This window comes from Arthrobacter sp. Y3221048 (assembly GCF_059092685.1).
The window spans coordinates 699,018-714,816 of record NZ_JBNHHX010000002.1; the positions used below are offsets into that span (position 1 = coordinate 699,018).

Genomic DNA, 15,799 nt, shown 5'->3' on the forward strand with positions numbered 1-15,799 from the left:
ACTCCTTACGGGACGGCGGTTGCCGCCGCAGCGGTGTCCCGCTTGGCGGTAAAGTCTGCGGCTTCAGCCACGAGGGAAGCGCACCAGGCGTTATAGCCGGCGACGTCAAAGTCTTCGTCCTGTACGTCGTAGACGTATTCACCCCGGTGGACGGCTTCGAAGGAATCGGTCAGTTCCTGCTCGGAAACGGCATGGAATCTGACCCGGTCACATGGGCGCAACAGCAGAGGAGACTGCGCGAAAGCAGGGTTCCGCTGTTGAATGTCGTACACGGGCAGCGTTCTGCCGAGCAGTTGGTATCCGCCCGGGGATTCCACGGGGTAGATCGAGTAGCACGGCCCGCCCAGACCAATGGCTCCTTCCGCCGTCCAGGTACGTGTCGGGTTGTATTTGGGGGCGAAGAGAACCTTCCTCGGATCCAAAGGAAACGTGAACGGTAGTCCGGGGAAGAACCCAATGAATCCGACCCAAAGGTCTGTCCCAGTGACGACTTCGATCAGCTCGTCAAGATCCCGAAGCCCGTTGTAGGCGATCGTGTAATCGACGTTGTTATCGTTCATGCAGTTGGGGGCATCGGAGCGGATGCTGCGCACATAGCGGGCAACAGCTGCCTTGGACGTCGAATCGTGAAACGCTGCAGGAAGATTTACTTTTCGACTGGGAAGGACCAGGTTTTCCGTACCGGCTGCGTTGTCATAGGCCTCATCCAATGCCTGAACCAGGTTCGCAACGTTTGTTTCCGCTGGGTCATAGGAGAGCAGTATGGAACGGAAACCGGGGGACGTTTCAACCAGTCCCGGAGGGCGGGACCGGTTCACCTCGGTGTTGATGTTGTGGACAAAGAAGTTGAGGTTCAGGTCAAAATGCATTGCCCCGAACTCAACGAGGAGATAGCTGTCCCCGGCGAGGCGGTAGGTGAGCGCAGGTTTGCCGTCAGTGGCCTCCCGTCGCTCGTAAAGTGCGGATGGGACCCCCGCCCAACGTTCCGAGATGTACTGTTTGGAGACTTCGTGCCGCTTCATCGTGCGTGCTCCTCCTGACCTGTCTCGCCCATTGCTTTCGATTCGGCAGCCCGGTTCTGCACTTCGGCCACGACGCCGGTACTGTAGCGGCCCGATTTGAAGGCCGGATCGTTGAGAAGCATGTGGAAAAAGGGAAGGTTGGTTTTTAGCCCCGATATTTGGAAGGCATCGACGGCGGATCCGGCACGTGTGAGTGCTTCTTCCCGGTCCCGCCCCCAAACGATGAGTTTTGCCAGGAGCGGATCGTAGGCCGTGGTCACGGTATTGCCGGCTGCATAGCCGCTGTCGACGCGGACACCTTCTCCTGTTGGTTCCGTCCACTCACTGATGCGCCCGGGAGATGGCAGGAAGCGTTTAGGATCTTCGGCATAGATTCGCATCTCGATGGCATGACCTGTCGGTTCAAGGTTGCCGGCGTCGAAGCCAACGTCCTGGCCGGCGGCGACGCGGAGTTGTTCTTCGACAAGGTCGATGGAAAACACGGCTTCGGTGACAGGGTGCTCCACTTGCAGCCGGGTGTTCATTTCCAAGAAAACAAAGGTCTGCCGCACGGGATCTACCAGGCATTCGACGGTGCCGGCATTGCGGTATCCGACAGCAGTCCCGGCTCTTACCGCGGCGTCCAGCATCCGGGACCGGAGTTCCGGTGTGATGCCCGGAGACGGCGACTCCTCTGCGACCTTCTGGTGGCGGCGCTGGACCGAGCAATCTCGCTCTCCGAGCGCTATCACGCTGCCGCCGGCGAGCCCGAGGATTTGGACCTCGACGTGGCGGGCGTGCTGAATGAACTGTTCAATAAGGATCCGCGAGTCCCCGAAAAAGCGCTCTGCACGCGAACGTGCAGTATCGAAAGCTGCCCTCAGGTCTTCGTCATTGTCGGCAACTATCATTCCGATGCCGCCTCCGCCTCCGGATGGTTTGACGATGACGGGATAGCCGACAGCGTTGGCGATCTTTACTGCCTCTGCTGGGTCGCTTACCGGTTCGGCTGATCCTGTCGCCACGGGCACACCGGCGGACTGCATCAGGTTGCGGGCGTTAATCTTATCCGCCACCATGTCCATCGAGTCCGGCGAAGGCCCCACCCACGTGATGCCGCTTTCGATAACCCGCCGGGCGAAGCCGGAATTCTCGGCGAGGAAACCGTAGCCCGGGTGGATGGCCGAAGCCCGGACAGTTCGGGCTGCGTCCATCAGTTTGTCGACGTTCAGGTAAGATTCGGCAGGATTCGCCGGACCTAGGGAGACAAATTCCGAGGCTTCCTTCACGAAGGGCAGTTCTGTATCCACATCCGAGCAGACGGCGATGGTCCGGATTCCCAAGGCATTCGCTGTGCGGATGATGCGCCGGGCGATCTCGCCCCGGTTGGTGACCATCAGCGATTCGAAGACCGGCTCAGTCACGACGTGACTCCTCTAGCGATGAGGCGGGCCTTCGCTGAGGCCCGGAAACGGTCAGCCACGACCGCGAGAATGAGCGCCAAACCCAAGGCGATGCTTTGCATGTTGGTATCAAGCCGCATGAAGTTCATACCGTTACCGAGCAGCATGATGAAAATGACGCCCAGGACCGTACCGCCAACGCCGCCTCTGCCGCCCTGGAGCGACGCCCCTCCGATGACGGCCGCGGTGATGGATTGAAGGGCAAAGGCGCCCCCAAAGGTCGGTTGTCCCGAACCGCTGCGGGCTGTCAGGAGGTAGGCGGCGAGGGAGGCCAGAACAGCGCAGATCACGTACGTGGTGATCAGATTTCGCCGCACCTGGATCCCCGCGGTCTTGGCGGCCAGGGCATTGCCGCCTATTGCGTACAGGTGGCGGCCGAAAGTTGTCCATTTCAACGCGACGAAGACAATGATCAGGACCGGAAGGGCGAGGAGTACCAGGTTTGGAATGCCGAAGGTGAAACCGGATCCCAGGCCGACGATGTACTCTCGCGGCAGCCCGGAAACCGTTGCCCCGCCGCTGAAGACCATAGTGACGCCCGCGACGATGGTGGCGGTAGCAAGTGTCACGATGAATGGGTTGACCTTCAGGAAGGCCACTCCGAGACCGTTGGCCATCCCGACGACGAGTCCGACTGCGATGCAGACGACGAAACCCATGATCATGGACTGACCTGCAAATTCAGGTACCCCGCCGTAAACCAGTCTCATCATTGTGGCGGAAACAACCGACGACAGGGCAACGGTTGCTCCCACTGACAAATCAAATCCACCGGTGACCAGTACCAACATCTGTCCCAAAGAAATCAGCAGCAGTGCCACGGATTGCTGGGATACAGAGAGTAGATTATCGGGCTGCAGAAAGCGGTCGTTTGCCAAGGCAAAGACGACCACCATTACGAGTAGCAAGGGCGGCAACGGGCCGACGGTGCTGAAGAACCTGAGCCAGTACTGGCGGTTTTCTTTCTTTGCCGCGCCCATGGGGGCCGCAGAGCTCTTGACTTCGGTTGTTGACATGACAGTCCTATGCTGCCGCGCCTGCTGCATGCCCGAAGGCACCAGCAACAACGGCTTCGTTCGTGATCTGGTTCCCAACGAGCTCGACCTGTACCCGCCCGCCGTTCATGACATAGACCCGATCGGCGAGTCCTACGACCTCCTCGAGATCAGAAGAGATCATCAGGACGCCGGCGCCATCGCGGCACAGTTTGCGGAGGTTGGCGTAGATCTCCTGGCGGGCACCCACATCCACCCCGGATGTAGGTTCGGCTACTAGGAAAACGTTGCGGTCGCGGGTCAGGGCACGGGCCAGAACGACCTTTTGTTGATTGCCGCCGGACAGAGCCCGAACCTCTGCTGTGACGGACCGGGGCCGGATGTCCAGCCTCTTGGCCAAAGCCTGGGCCAGGACGCGGATTTTCGATCCATAAATCAAGCCAAGGGTGTTGTATTTCTTCGCTCGGTTAACTTCGAATGCGATGTTTTCCTGGACGCTGAGATCGAGCGCGAGAGCTTCCCGCCTGCGGTCCTCGGGCATGAAACCGATACCCGACTGGATCATGTCTCGAGGATTCGGTCGGGTATATTTTTTCCCTCCTACCAATACGTGCCCGCTTGAAAGGGGCAGGAGGCCGAGGATGGCCTTGGCGAGTTCGCTTTTCCCCGAGCCGACGAGGCCGGCCACTGCGACAATTTCGCCCTGGCAGACCCTCAGGGAAGCCTCGGTGACCTTGCCGTCGGCTGTAGACAGGTCTTCGACCTCGAGCAGCGGTGGGCCGTTGGTTTCCGCCTTATCGGGGTAAACCGCTGCCAGGTCACGGCCGACCATGTCATTTATCAGCCTCTCCTCGGAAAGCTCGTCGAGAGTATTAGTCGAAATGAACCGGCCGTCCCGCATCACCGTCACCCGGTCACCCAGGCGCCGGACTTCCTCCATCCTGTGGGTGATATAGAGAAGCGCCCAGCCCTCGTCCCGGAGCTGGTCAATGATCTTGAACAGCCTGTCGGCTTCCCGCTCACTAATCGCAGCGGTGGGCTCATCGAGGAGGAGGATACCCGGAGTTCCCAGGAGTCCTTTCGTAATCTCGACAAGCTGCTGCTCAGCCCTGGGCAGCGAACCACACTCTGCCTCCGGATCTATCGCGCCCCCGAGCTGGCCGATTTTTTCCCGGGCGACGGCCCTCATTTTCCCGTTGTCGACGAGGCCGAATTTTTTCAGCTCGCGGCCAAGGAACAAATTCTCGGTCACCGACAGGGTTGGGGCCAGACTGAAATCCTGCAGGACGACATTGATGCCGAGTTTGCGCGCATGGGCCGGCGAATGGTGGAGAACTTCGGAACCCCGAACCGTGATCGTCCCACTGTCGGGCTGGTAGTTGCCGAGGAGAATGTTGACCAGAGTCGATTTCCCCGCGCCGTTCTCGCCCAGCAGGATGTGGACTTCGCCAGGGTAGAGGTCGAGGGACATGCCGTCAAGCGCCTTTACGGCTCCAAATGTTTTAACGATGTCCCTGAGCGAAACGACCGGTTCCTGCTCCAACCTGCCTCACTTCCTTCCCAAGCCGCTTGCACCGAGGGCACTGCAGCTTAGCTTCGTCGCCGCATCAGCCCTCCGGTGTCCAGCTCGTCACCGTCTTGAAATCCCGCGGGGCGAACATCTCGGTATAAGGTACGTCGGCGGCATTTTCCTGGGTGATCATCATGGGCACCGGTCCGGAGGTGGGCGCCTGCAGCTCTTCGCCTTCAAGCATGCGGACTGCTTGATCAACCGCCATGCGCCCCTGAATCGTGGTGTAATCCGTCGGGGACCCTACGGCGTCGCCAGCAACAATAGCGTCGTAAACAGGCGGGATGATATCGAATGCGTAGACATCGATCTCTCCGGTCTTGTTGGCGTTGCGGACTGCAATCACCCCCGCTTCAGCCGCAATGTCCACTCCCACAATGTGCGTGATATCCGGGTGGATTTTGAGCGTGTCCTCGATCAAGTTCTGCTGGATTTCCAAGCCGGGATCAGCACGGCGCATCTCCGCGATCTCCACATTGGTTCCTTCGATCGTGTCCCTGAAACCCTTGACCGCGGCGTCCGACCATCCGGCGCCCTCGGGGCCAGGGAAGAAGCCTACCTTTGCGGGCGACCCCGCGGTGTCCTCGATGATGTATTCGGCTGTCGTCACCGCAAGATCATGGAAGCTCACAAGTGCATGTGAAAAGAGCGGATTATCCTCGGACTCCGGGCAATCGGTTCCATTGATGAAATCCACGACTGGAATCTTCTTCTCTAGGGCGGCGGCAACCTGAGGGCAAACACCCGTAGCGTTGATGGCTCCTAGAATAATGGCGTCATAACCGCCGTTGATACAGTCCTGCATCTGGCTCAACTGCCGGTCGAGGTTGGTGTAGCCTCCGGCTTCGAACATGCTGTACTCGAGGTTGTCCCGCTGCGCTTCGATCAACGTTCCGTAGTTCGTTGCAGCCCAGTATGAGTCCTTCATATGCGGGAACAGGACGCAAAGCTTCCATTGCTCGGAAACTTGGTCTTGTGCGATTGGAGTGTACTCCGATTCCGTAGTCTGGCCGTCCAGGGTCGTGTGTATGGCCGGCGCAGTCCAATCCTCTGACGATCCGGCGTCAGTGGCCTCACCGGTCTGACCGTTTCCGGAACCACCCATTGCCCCACACCCGGTCACCGACAAGGTCGCTGCCAGCGCAAGCGCTCCAAAGGTATTGGCTTTCCTGTTCAGCTTCATGTGTCTCTCCCAGCTCGGCGTTGCTGAAGCCGCACCGCAGATGCCCATCCCAAGTTCACGAAGCTCTACGCGCTTATGACGGCAGGACTGGTGGATTGCCTTTTGTACACAATCTGCAGCGGTGTTGTCAGCATAGCTCGTGAGGTGGATCACATCAACACTTTTTGCGCCCTTTCCGTGCATTGCTTTTCAGCAACAGTAGGAAGGGTGGCGTGGTGCGGATCAGAGCCAATTCTCCACGCGTGATTGGGGCGGGCGCCCTGGGAGGTGGCCCGGGGGCTGCACGGCAAGTAGGTGGTGCGTACGCCGTTGCCGGTGAGCCGTTAAGAACCGCCTTCTTGCGTATCGATGACACTCGAAACTCACAATAAACGAAAGTAGCTGTGGGCAGGGGACACACTCTGAGGCGTCAGCTGCGGGGCGGGAAGTCCGAAAGCCAGAAACTGCGCTAGACCGGAAAGAAGATAGGCATGGTCTTCCAGCAGCTCAACCTGTTCCCGCACGACTGCAACTCAAACAGATGCGCCGTCGCGAAGACTGGCCCGCCGACTGCTGCGCGAGCGGGACGTCCTTGCTCACCGCAGCGGGAAGCCAGTTCCTTTTGATGGCCCGCACATTACCAGGCGGCGGGCAGTGAGCTTCCTTCCAGACGTTTTTCTCGGATTGCTTAGAAGCGAGACGCATCGTGCCCAGGAGCAGAAATTCCGGCACAGTTTTGGGGCAACTACCTCTGGAGTAAACTATTGAATTGTCAACATAAGACAGGTGACATGGACAGCAAACGTTACTGAGTTCAACCAGAAATCATCGGTGAAGCTCATGGCAGCAAGGATGGACAGGATGAAAAGGGGAGTGCTGGACCCGATAGTGCAGGAGTCTACGCCTGCCATTATTGCCCGCCGGATCCGTGATGCAATCGCCCGAGGTGATTTCGCTCCCGGCATCCAACTCGGTGAAGCCGAGCTTGCTAATGAACTGGGAGTCAGCCGCGGGCCCCTGCGGGAGGCCATGCAGCGGCTCACCCAGGAAGGGCTGCTCATCAGTTATCGGAACAGGGGCCTGTTCGTCGTCAGCATGGACGAGGACGATTTCCGGGATGTGTACCTGGCCCGAACCGCGGTTGAAGCAGCCGCCATCCAGCGCGTGGCCAGCACCAACCCGGAGGGCAACGCGGTCCAGCTAATGAAAGCCGTGCATGCCATGGAGGAAGCGGCGGAAAGCCCCAACGGCGAAGCTATGACTGAAGCGGACATGAGCTTCCATGCCCTCTTGGTTGAGCTCGCCGGCAGCCCTCGGCTGAAGAAGATGCATGACACGCTCCTGACTGAGACGCGAATGTGCCTCAACGCACTGAAAAGTACGTATGCCACTGCTGACAAACGCATTGCCGAGCATAAAGGAATCGCGGAAGCCATCTCCAAGGGAGATTCAGACCTCGCTGAGAAGCTTATGGCCGAGCACATGGAGGACGCACTGACGCGGCTGATCCCATAGTTATCCTCGGACTTCCTGACGTTTCCTGTAAGGGCCCGACCGTGTCGTCTTTGACAATCGCTAGACCCGCGGGATGGCCATGTACTTGATCTCCAAGAATTCATCCAAGCCCACGCGTCCGCCTTCGCGGCCTAGGCCGGAGGCCTTGATGCCACCGAACGGCGCCGCTGGGTTGGAAACGATGCCCGTATTAAGGCCGACCATGCCCGACTCCAGATCCTCACCGACGCGGAACGCACGGTCCAGGTCCTGGGTGAACACAAAGCTGGCGAGGCCCCAAGGGGTATCGTTCGCCAACCGCACCACCTCGTCTTCCGTGTCGAAGGGGATGACGGGCGCCACCGGGCCGAAAATTTCTTCGCTCATCAGTGCGGCGTCGGGGCTGACGTCGGAAAGCACTGTTGGGGAGTAGAAGTAGCCGCTGCCCTCCGGGCGGGAGCCGCCGCAAACCACACTGGCGCCCTTGGAAACGGCGTCATCTACGAGCTCCTGGACCTTGTTAAGCGCCTTTTCCTCCACGAGGGGGCCAACGTCCGTGCCGCTTACTGCGCCGTCGCCGACCTTCAGTGCACTCAGTCGCTGCGCGAGGCGGACGGAGAAGTCAGTGGCGACGGTGCGCTGGACGAAAATCCGGTTGGCGGCAGTGCAGGCTTCACCCATGTTCCGCATCTTCGCGGCGAAAGCGCCCTCAACGGCGCGGTCCAAGTCCGCGTCCTCAAAGACAATGAGAGGGGCGTTCCCGCCCAGTTCCATAGAAGAACGCATGACGTTTTTGGCGGCCTGCTCCAACAAGCGGATGCCCACGCCGGTAGACCCGGTGAAGCTAACCTTGCGGGCAATGCCGCTTTCCATCCATGGCGTGACCACGTCAGCGGCTTTGGAGGTCGTGACCACGTTCAGAACACCCTTGGGCAGGCCAGCCTCTTCCAGGACGTCCGCCAGTGCCAGCGAAGACAGGGGAGTGAGGTTGGCAGGTTTGAAGACCATGGTGCAGCCGGCCGCTATGGCAGGGCCGATCTTCCGGGTGCCCATGGCCAGCGGAAAGTTCCACGGCGTCACCAATACGCAGGGCCCAACGGGTTCCTTCGAGACGAGGATGCGGTTCTTGCCATCGCCGCTGGTGGTCAGATCTCCGTTAATGCGGACGGCTTCCTCTGCAAACCAGCGGAAGAACTCGGCGGCGTACGCCACCTCGCCTTTGGACTCGGCAAAGGGCTTGCCCATCTCCGTCGTCATAATCAAAGCCAGTTCGTCTTGGCGGGCCATGATCAGGTCGAAGGCGCGACGCAGGATTTCGCTGCGCTCCCGGGGCGGGGTTTTGGCCCACTGTTTCTGGACCCTGCCGGCGGTTTCGATCGCACGGCGTGCGTCTTCGGGCCCCCCGTCAGCCACGCTGGCGATGACTTCCTCGGTGGCAGGATTGATGACATCGAACCGGGCACCGGAAGATGCTTCGGTCCACTCTCCGTCAATGTAGAGGTTCGTGCTGACCTTTGCGACGGCGTTGAGCGCCTTTTGCGAAGTTCGGGAGGCGGATGACTGAATGCTCATGAGTGATCCTTTTCTTGGTTGGGGAGGGGATGGCCGGCGTTACGTTGGGAATCCAAAGCCGCTCATTCGCCGGGGTCCAGTAGCTGGGCCAGGTGACGACCCGGCCTGGAGTCATCAATCTGCTTGACCTGCATGGCGCAGGAGAATCCGTCCGTAAGGATCAGCGAAGAGGAATCGGTTTGACGCAGGGCCGGGGCCAGCGCGTGCTCGGCCACCAGCATGCTGACGTCGTAGTGTTCCTTCTCGAAGCCGAAGTTTCCGGCCACGCCGCAGCAGCCCGTGGCATCCACCACACTCTTGACGCCCGCAGCTCTGAGTGCCGCGCGCTGGACACCGGCTCCGAAGACGGAGTATTCGTGGCAGTGCGTCTGAAGCACCACTTGTTCCGGAAGGGGGCGGGCCGGCGCTGGTTTCCATCCGGCTTTGGAGAGCTCGTCGATGTGCGTCGCGAAGCTTCGTACCCGGGCCGCAACACGGCGGGCCCGTTCCGTGTGGACCAGCTCGGGCAAGTCCTTGCGCAGCGCCGCCGCGCAGCTGGGTTCCACCACCACGATGGCCCGATCAGTACCGTCATCCAATGCCGCCGCTGCCTTGGCCATCAGCTTTTTTGCGGTGCCCAGCTGGCCCGTAGAGATCCAGGTAAGGCCGCAGCAGGCCTCGGCTGAGTATTCCACGGGGCCGTAGCCGGCCAGAACGCGAGCAGCGGAACCGGCCACCTCCGGCCGGAAGCCGCGGGTGAAAGTGTCCACAAAAAGCACCACCCCACCGACATCCTGGGCAATGCCGCCGTTGTAGTTGGTCACGGGTCCGATGCCGGCAGCCGCCACTTCGCGACGCCACTCGCCGGCCGCGGCGAAACGTGGCATTGCACGCCGGGTGGTAAGCCCGCCCAGGGCGGAGGAGACCTTGGCCAACGGGGTGGACATCAGGGCGTTGACCAGAGGCGCGGACCGGCCCGTGATCCTAAGCCAGCGGGGTAGCCAGCCCAGAGAGAAGTGGGACACCGGGCGGAGTTTGCCCTTGTAGTAGTGCGAGAAGAATTCGGACTTGTAGGTGGCCATGTCGACGCCCGTGGGGCAGTCGCTGGAGCACGCCTTGCAGGACAAACAGAGGTCAAGCGCCTCGCGGACCTCCTCGGACTTCCAGCCTTCCTCGATGGTGCGGGCGCCGCGGACCATGTCCTGGAGCACTCGGGACCGGCCCCGGGTGGAGTCCTTTTCGTCCTTCGTAGCGCGGTAGCTGGGGCACATCACGCCGCCCGTGTCCGTCCGGCAGCGTCCCACGCCAATGCAGCTTTGAAGCGCGTGAACCCACGGCTCAGTACCGCTGCCGGTGGAGGTCTCGGGCGTATCGGTTTCGGCGGTTGCTCTGCCACCGGCTGTGATCGGACGCAGGTCGTAGCTGGTGCGCCAATGCCGCTCGGGAATGCCTTGGAGCGCCAGGTTAACGTCCATAGGGTCAGGCTCGGTGAGGGATCCGGGGTTGAGGATTTTTGACGGGTCCCAGGTGCGCCGGTACGTGGCGAACGCCGCCAGCATGCGCGGGGAGTACATCAGGGGCAGCAGTTCCGAGCGTGCCCTGCCGTCGCCGTGTTCGCCGGAGAGCGAACCGCCGTGGCGGACCACCAGTTGCGCAGCTTCTTGTGTGAAGTCGCGGAAGACGCTGCGGCCGGATTGGGTGCGCAGGTCATAGGTGATCCGGATGTGCATGCAGCCGGCACCGAAGTGTCCGTACATAACGCCCGTCAGGTCGTAGCGGCCCAGAAGGTCGCGGAAGTCGGAAAGGTAATCCGCTAGGTTCTCCGGGGCGACTGCGGAATCCTCCCATCCGGGCCAGGATTCTCCGCCGGTGGACAGGCGCGCTGAGAGCCCGGCGCCGTCCTCGCGGACACGCCAAAGGGTGGCTCGCTCCTGCAGATCCGGTACAGTGTGCCCATCCACCAAGCGGCCGTTTTCCCTGAGCCGGGCGAGCAGCCGATCAGCTTCTGCCCGGACCTGGCGCGGATTCCCGCCGTCGAGGTCCACGTACAGCCACGCTTTGCCTTGGGGCAAACCCGTTACCGAGCCGTTGCCGCGGCGGAAGCGCATAGTATCCACGATCGCCTCATCGATCCCTTCGACGGCAGCCGGGGAGAACTCCAAGATGGCCATGATGTCCCGTGCCGCGTCGACTATGTCCGCATAACCCAGGCACACCAGCAGGGCACTGGCAGGCTTAGGTACGAGCTTCATCCGGGCGCCGACAATGATGGCGCAGGTCCCCTCGGAACCCGCGAGGGCGCGGGCGATGTTGAACCCGTTTTCCGGAAGAAGGTGGGCCAGGTGGTAACCGGAGACTTGACGCTGGATCCGTTCGAGTTCCAGGCGGAACTCGGATAAGTGACTGTGGGCCAAATCTTTGAAGGAGGCGGTCAGTGCAACCGCACGGGCCGCGGAGTCATTGTCGGCAGGATCTGTGGCACGCAACCCGGTAGCCGTGGCCGTGAGGCGGGCGCCGTCGGAAGTGACGACGTCAATCTCCACTACGTGGTCGGAGATCCGGCCGTACCGAACGGAGTGGTTGCCGCACGCATCATTGCCAAGCGAGCCGCCGACGGTGGCACGGTTCTTGGAGGACGGGTCCGGCGCGAAGGTGAAGCGGTTACCGGTGGCCTCCTCCACCTCGCGGGAGAGGACGGCGAGCACCACGCCGGGGTCGACGGTCGCTGTGCCCGTCACCTCGTCAATCTCGTGGACCACATTCATGTGCCGGGAGAAGTCAAGTATCACGCCTGGACCCATGGCGTTGCCCGCCATGGACGTCCCGCCGCCGCGCCCAATCAGCGGGGTTGCAGTTTCCCTGCATGCAGCAACAACCGCGAGCACGTCCTCAACCGTCCGGGGGAACACCACGGCAAGCGGGGCTACCCGATAATTGGAAGCGTCATAGGAGTATTCCGCGAGGCGGCGTGGCGAGTTGTCGGAAGCCACGCCCGCTGATGCGAGGCGTGCAAGCACGGCGGGGAGGCCGGTATCCGGTGCGCCCGTTCGAGGGGGGCCCGCTGCTAGACCTGCGGGGGAGTGAACGGCATCCGTCATTGGTGGGCTCAGCCTTTCGCGGAAACGGCCGCGGTGACGGTGGCGACGGCGTTTTCGAAGCGTTCGAGGCCGGTGGTGATTTCTTCGGCGGTTACGATGAGGGCGGGGATGAGGCGAACGACATTACCTGCGGGGCCGCAGGTAAGGGTGAGCAGGCCGTGGTTGGTGGTGGCCTGCTGGACAGCTGCTGCGGTGGCGGCGTCGGGGGCGCCGTCTTCGGCGCTAAATTCAATGCCTTGCATCAGGCCCTTGCCTCGGACGTCGCCAATGACGGGGAAGCGGGCCTGAATCTCCTTGAGTCCGGCCTGGAGCTGCTCGCCGCGGATCCGTGAGTTCTCCACCAGCCCTTCGTCACGGATGACGTCGAGGGTGGCGACGCCAGCGGCGGCAGCGACCGCATTCCCGCCGTAGGTTCCGCCCTGGGACCCGGGCCAGCCCTTGGACATCAGTTCGGTGGAGGCGGCGATTGCGGAGATCGGAAAACCGGACGCGATGCCCTTGGCGGTGACTAGGATGTCAGGGGTGGCGGTGGAGTACTGGTGTCCCCAGAACTTGCCCATCCGGCCCACGCCTGTCTGGACTTCGTCGAAGATCAGCTGGATGCCGTGCCGGTCGGCCCGTTCGCGCAGTCCCTCTAAGAACGCCGCCGGGGTGGGCAGGTACCCACCCTCGCCGAGGGCCGGTTCGATCAGGAACGCTGCAGTATCGTCTGGGGCGGTGCGGGTCTGGAGCAGGTAGTCCAGTTCCTTCAGGGCGAAATCCACTGCCGCCACCTCATCCCAGCGGTACCGGTAGGCGTAGGGGAAGACGGACATGTGCACTCCGGACATCAGCGGGGAGAACCCTGCGGAGAACTTCGTTCCGGCAGTGGTCAGCGACGCCGCCGCAACCGTCCGGCCATGGAAACCACCCTGAAACACTACAATGTTTGGCCGACCAGTGACCATCCTGGCCAGACGCATTGCAGCCTCAATGGCCTCCGATCCGGAATTGGCGTAGAACAACGAATCCAAGTCTTCGGGCAGTACCTCACCAAGCTTTTCGGTCAGCGCCAGCAATGGCTTGTGCATCACGGTGGTGTACTGCGCGTGAATGATCTTTCCCACCTGATCGCGGGCAGCCTCCACCACCCGCGGGTGGCAATGACCCGTGCTCGTCACACCAATGCCGGTAGTGAAATCAAGATATGACTTTCCATCAGTCGCGTGGATCCAACTGCCCAGGGCGTGATCAACTACCAGCGGGGTCGCTTGCTTCAAGAGAGGGCTAAGGGATGCCATGCGTCCCATGATGGGGGTCACATTATTTTATTGTCAACAATCGCCGATCAGGTTAGCGTCAGAGGTGGGGTACCGCCAGTTCGAGCGGATTCACCGCTGCGATCCGCGGGGAAGTGCCCGCGGTTCTTGATGATTTTCCGCAACACGATTTTCCGCAACACAAGGAGCAAACATGAGCACAGCCACAGCAGTCGTGCGCCAAGGTGTCCTGGCCGACGCCCTGGTTCCCAGCACCGCCCTGGCCAACACCGCGCTGGTGGTCGGCGGTGCCGGCCTGACCGCTGTGATGGCTCAACTGGCCGTGCCGCTGTGGCCTGTCCCGATCACCGGGCAGACCCTGGCCGTGCTGCTGGTTGGCAGCACCTTGGGCCCGGTCCGCGGGATGCTGTCGATGGCCCTGTACTGGGTGGCCGGTGTCGCCGGCATGCCGGTGTTCTCCGAGGCCTCGTCCGGTCTGGCCGCTGCCGTCGGCCCGACCGGCGGTTACCTGGTGGGCTTCGTTGCGGCCGCGGGCCTGACCGGATGGCTGGCCAAGCGCAACTGGGACAAAAAGTTCCTGGGCGCCACGGTCTCCTTCCTCGCCGGCACCGTGATCACCTTCGTCTTCGGCATGGCCTGGCTGTCCATCTCACTGGGCGCCGATCTGCAGCAGACGCTCGAGTGGGGTCTGTACCCGTTCATCATCGGCGGCATCGTGAAGTCGCTGATCGCGGCAGCCGTCATGCCCGCCGCGTGGAAGTTGGCAGCCAGGCTGCCCGAGAACTTCGGTGACTCCCGCGCCTAAGGGACTCGACCCGCGCGTTCGGGCTGCCCCTGCTCGACGACGAGATGCGACCTGACCGCGACATTGATGACTGCCAAGATCCGCCACTTCTTCAAATTAAGGCGCGAGACAACCACGCCTGCGCCCAAGTCCGCACGAGGCAGCAGTATGGTTGCGGGCAACCGACAGGTCAGCACCCGATGGAAGAGTGCTGGGTACCCGTCATCAGCAAGGTCCAGGAATATTGCCTCATCCAAACTGAACCATCCGAAGGCGTCGTGTTCATCGGGCGCAGCATTGATGATCTCGCCTTCCCACGCTTCAACCCGCCATACTTTGCTGCACCAATTTTCAGGTGTCGTCCGGGGTTGCTTCGTTACGATCCGGTCGGGGGCCTGTTCGACGCCCCTTAGTGCGTGCCCCGCTTTGTTGGTAGAGCGCCAGCATGACGGCCAGCATTGCTGCGGCGGCGATCTGCTGCCACTCTCCCTCGAACGCCTTGAGCTTATCCGAGCCGGAGGCGTTAAAGGACCCGTGAAGGAGGCCGACGATGAGGATGCTTCCGCCCGTGCCCAGATACACCATGCCCGCCAGGAGCCTGAAAATCGGAGCGAAGAGGACCAGGACCGCCCAGTTGAAAAGCACCTCCCGAACGGGCGTCCCGGTGAAGCCCTTATCCGCGAAGGCGAGGGGGAGATGGATCAGGGCAAAGGGTAAGGCTGTCAGCAGCGAGCCGGAGATCAGGCCCCACCGCTCCATCAGCCGGTGCTGTACCACGGCGGTCCAGGCCAGTTCCTCCCAGATATTCGCAAGAATAGCCCCGACGAGGATGGCATTGAGGAAATAGTTGCCCGTTTCAGCGGCCCATCCGGCTTCCGGTTGCTGAAAAGACCCGGTTGCCGCAGCGATCAGCAGTGTCAGCACGGGTATGGCGAGCAGGGCGGCGATATACCAGCCGACGCCTACCTGCCAACGGACAGCCTGCCGAAAGAGGCCCCGGACGGCCTCCCTGCCGCCTGAGGCTGCGGTAACCAGGACCGCAGTACCCAGCAGGATCAGCAGTTCTGCCAGGAGCCCGGGCAAAACATTGCCCAGCAAAACGATCGATATCACCTGCGCAGCCCAAGTCAGCCCGATCGCAATGACCACAAAGGCAGTTACCGGATGCCGGGCGATCAGGCTTCCCGCATGGCCTCCGCGGGGAGATGGCGCCGGTTCGGCTCTTGAAGGATCTTTACCCATGCTCAACCCCATCCATGATCAAGCGGCCAAACTCGCCTCCCAGAGACTGCTAACGGGTGGCGGCTAAGGGGCGAGCGGGCGGTATGGCCACACTTTTCTCCGCTGCCGGACCTGTGTCAAGCGCTGAAATCCCGACCGGCCACGCTCACCGGAAGCATCCCCGGGGGCTGTGGAGTTCCG

General features: G+C 61.7%; 11 protein-coding genes. 2 read left to right on the forward strand and 9 right to left on the reverse strand.

The window, feature by feature from the left end; genetic code table 11:
* Positions 1-5 precede the first annotated feature (5 nt).
* From AC5RVS_RS08025 to torT, 5 genes are all read right to left on the reverse strand, one after another.
* Positions 6-1,022 carry a carboxyltransferase domain-containing protein gene (locus AC5RVS_RS08025; RefSeq protein WP_494107735.1) on the reverse strand — a complete coding sequence of 339 codons (1,017 nt, stop codon included), beginning with the start codon at positions 1,020-1,022 and terminating at the stop codon, positions 6-8.
* Positions 1,019-2,398: an acetyl-CoA carboxylase biotin carboxylase subunit gene (locus tag AC5RVS_RS08030; RefSeq protein WP_494107736.1), complete on the reverse strand. Its 1,380-nt coding sequence runs from the start codon at positions 2,396-2,398 to the stop codon at positions 1,019-1,021. Before AC5RVS_RS08030 ends, AC5RVS_RS08025 begins: the two co-directional genes overlap by 4 nt.
* 23 nt (positions 2,399-2,421) lie before the next feature.
* Positions 2,422-3,480 (reverse strand): ABC transporter permease, encoded by a 1,059-nt coding sequence (locus tag AC5RVS_RS08035; protein ID WP_493989031.1) that lies wholly within the window; start codon positions 3,478-3,480, stop codon positions 2,422-2,424.
* Between the two features lie 7 nt (positions 3,481-3,487).
* A complete protein-coding gene (locus AC5RVS_RS08040; RefSeq protein ID WP_494107737.1) occupies positions 3,488-5,002 on the reverse strand; it encodes a sugar ABC transporter ATP-binding protein in 1,515 nt (504 codons plus the stop codon).
* A gap of 64 nt (positions 5,003-5,066) precedes the next feature.
* The gene (gene torT / locus AC5RVS_RS08045) at positions 5,067-6,365 is read right to left on the reverse strand and encodes a TMAO reductase system periplasmic protein TorT (RefSeq protein WP_494107738.1); all 1,299 of its coding nucleotides are present in this window, start codon (positions 6,363-6,365) and stop codon (positions 5,067-5,069) included.
* 687 nt (positions 6,366-7,052) lie between these two features.
* On the opposite strand from torT, the gene AC5RVS_RS08050 reads away from it, so the two are divergent.
* Positions 7,053-7,706, forward strand: a complete 654-nt coding sequence (locus AC5RVS_RS08050; protein ID WP_494107877.1) for a GntR family transcriptional regulator — start codon at positions 7,053-7,055, stop codon at positions 7,704-7,706.
* Positions 7,707-7,766: 60 nt separating this feature from the next.
* Here AC5RVS_RS08050 and AC5RVS_RS08055 read toward each other — a convergent pair whose 3' ends face one another.
* From AC5RVS_RS08055 to AC5RVS_RS08065, 3 genes are all read right to left on the reverse strand, one after another.
* Positions 7,767-9,257 (reverse strand): NAD-dependent succinate-semialdehyde dehydrogenase, encoded by a 1,491-nt coding sequence (locus AC5RVS_RS08055; protein ID WP_493989034.1) that lies wholly within the window; start codon positions 9,255-9,257, stop codon positions 7,767-7,769.
* Between the two features lie 62 nt (positions 9,258-9,319).
* On the reverse strand, positions 9,320-12,334 hold the full coding sequence (locus AC5RVS_RS08060) for an FAD-binding and (Fe-S)-binding domain-containing protein (protein WP_494107739.1): 3,015 nt from the start codon (positions 12,332-12,334) through the stop codon (positions 9,320-9,322).
* A gap of 8 nt (positions 12,335-12,342) precedes the next feature.
* On the reverse strand, positions 12,343-13,614 hold the full coding sequence (locus tag AC5RVS_RS08065) for an aspartate aminotransferase family protein (RefSeq protein WP_494107740.1): 1,272 nt from the start codon (positions 13,612-13,614) through the stop codon (positions 12,343-12,345).
* Between the two features lie 172 nt (positions 13,615-13,786).
* Between AC5RVS_RS08065 and AC5RVS_RS08070 the strand changes: the two genes are divergently transcribed.
* Positions 13,787-14,398: a biotin transporter BioY gene (locus tag AC5RVS_RS08070; RefSeq protein WP_494107741.1), complete on the forward strand. Its 612-nt coding sequence runs from the start codon at positions 13,787-13,789 to the stop codon at positions 14,396-14,398.
* A 330-nt stretch (positions 14,399-14,728) separates the two neighbouring features.
* On the opposite strand, the gene AC5RVS_RS08075 is transcribed toward AC5RVS_RS08070, so the two are convergent.
* Positions 14,729-15,619: a CPBP family intramembrane glutamic endopeptidase gene (locus tag AC5RVS_RS08075; protein ID WP_494107742.1), complete on the reverse strand. Its 891-nt coding sequence runs from the start codon at positions 15,617-15,619 to the stop codon at positions 14,729-14,731.
* Positions 15,620-15,799: the final 180 nt, after the last annotated feature.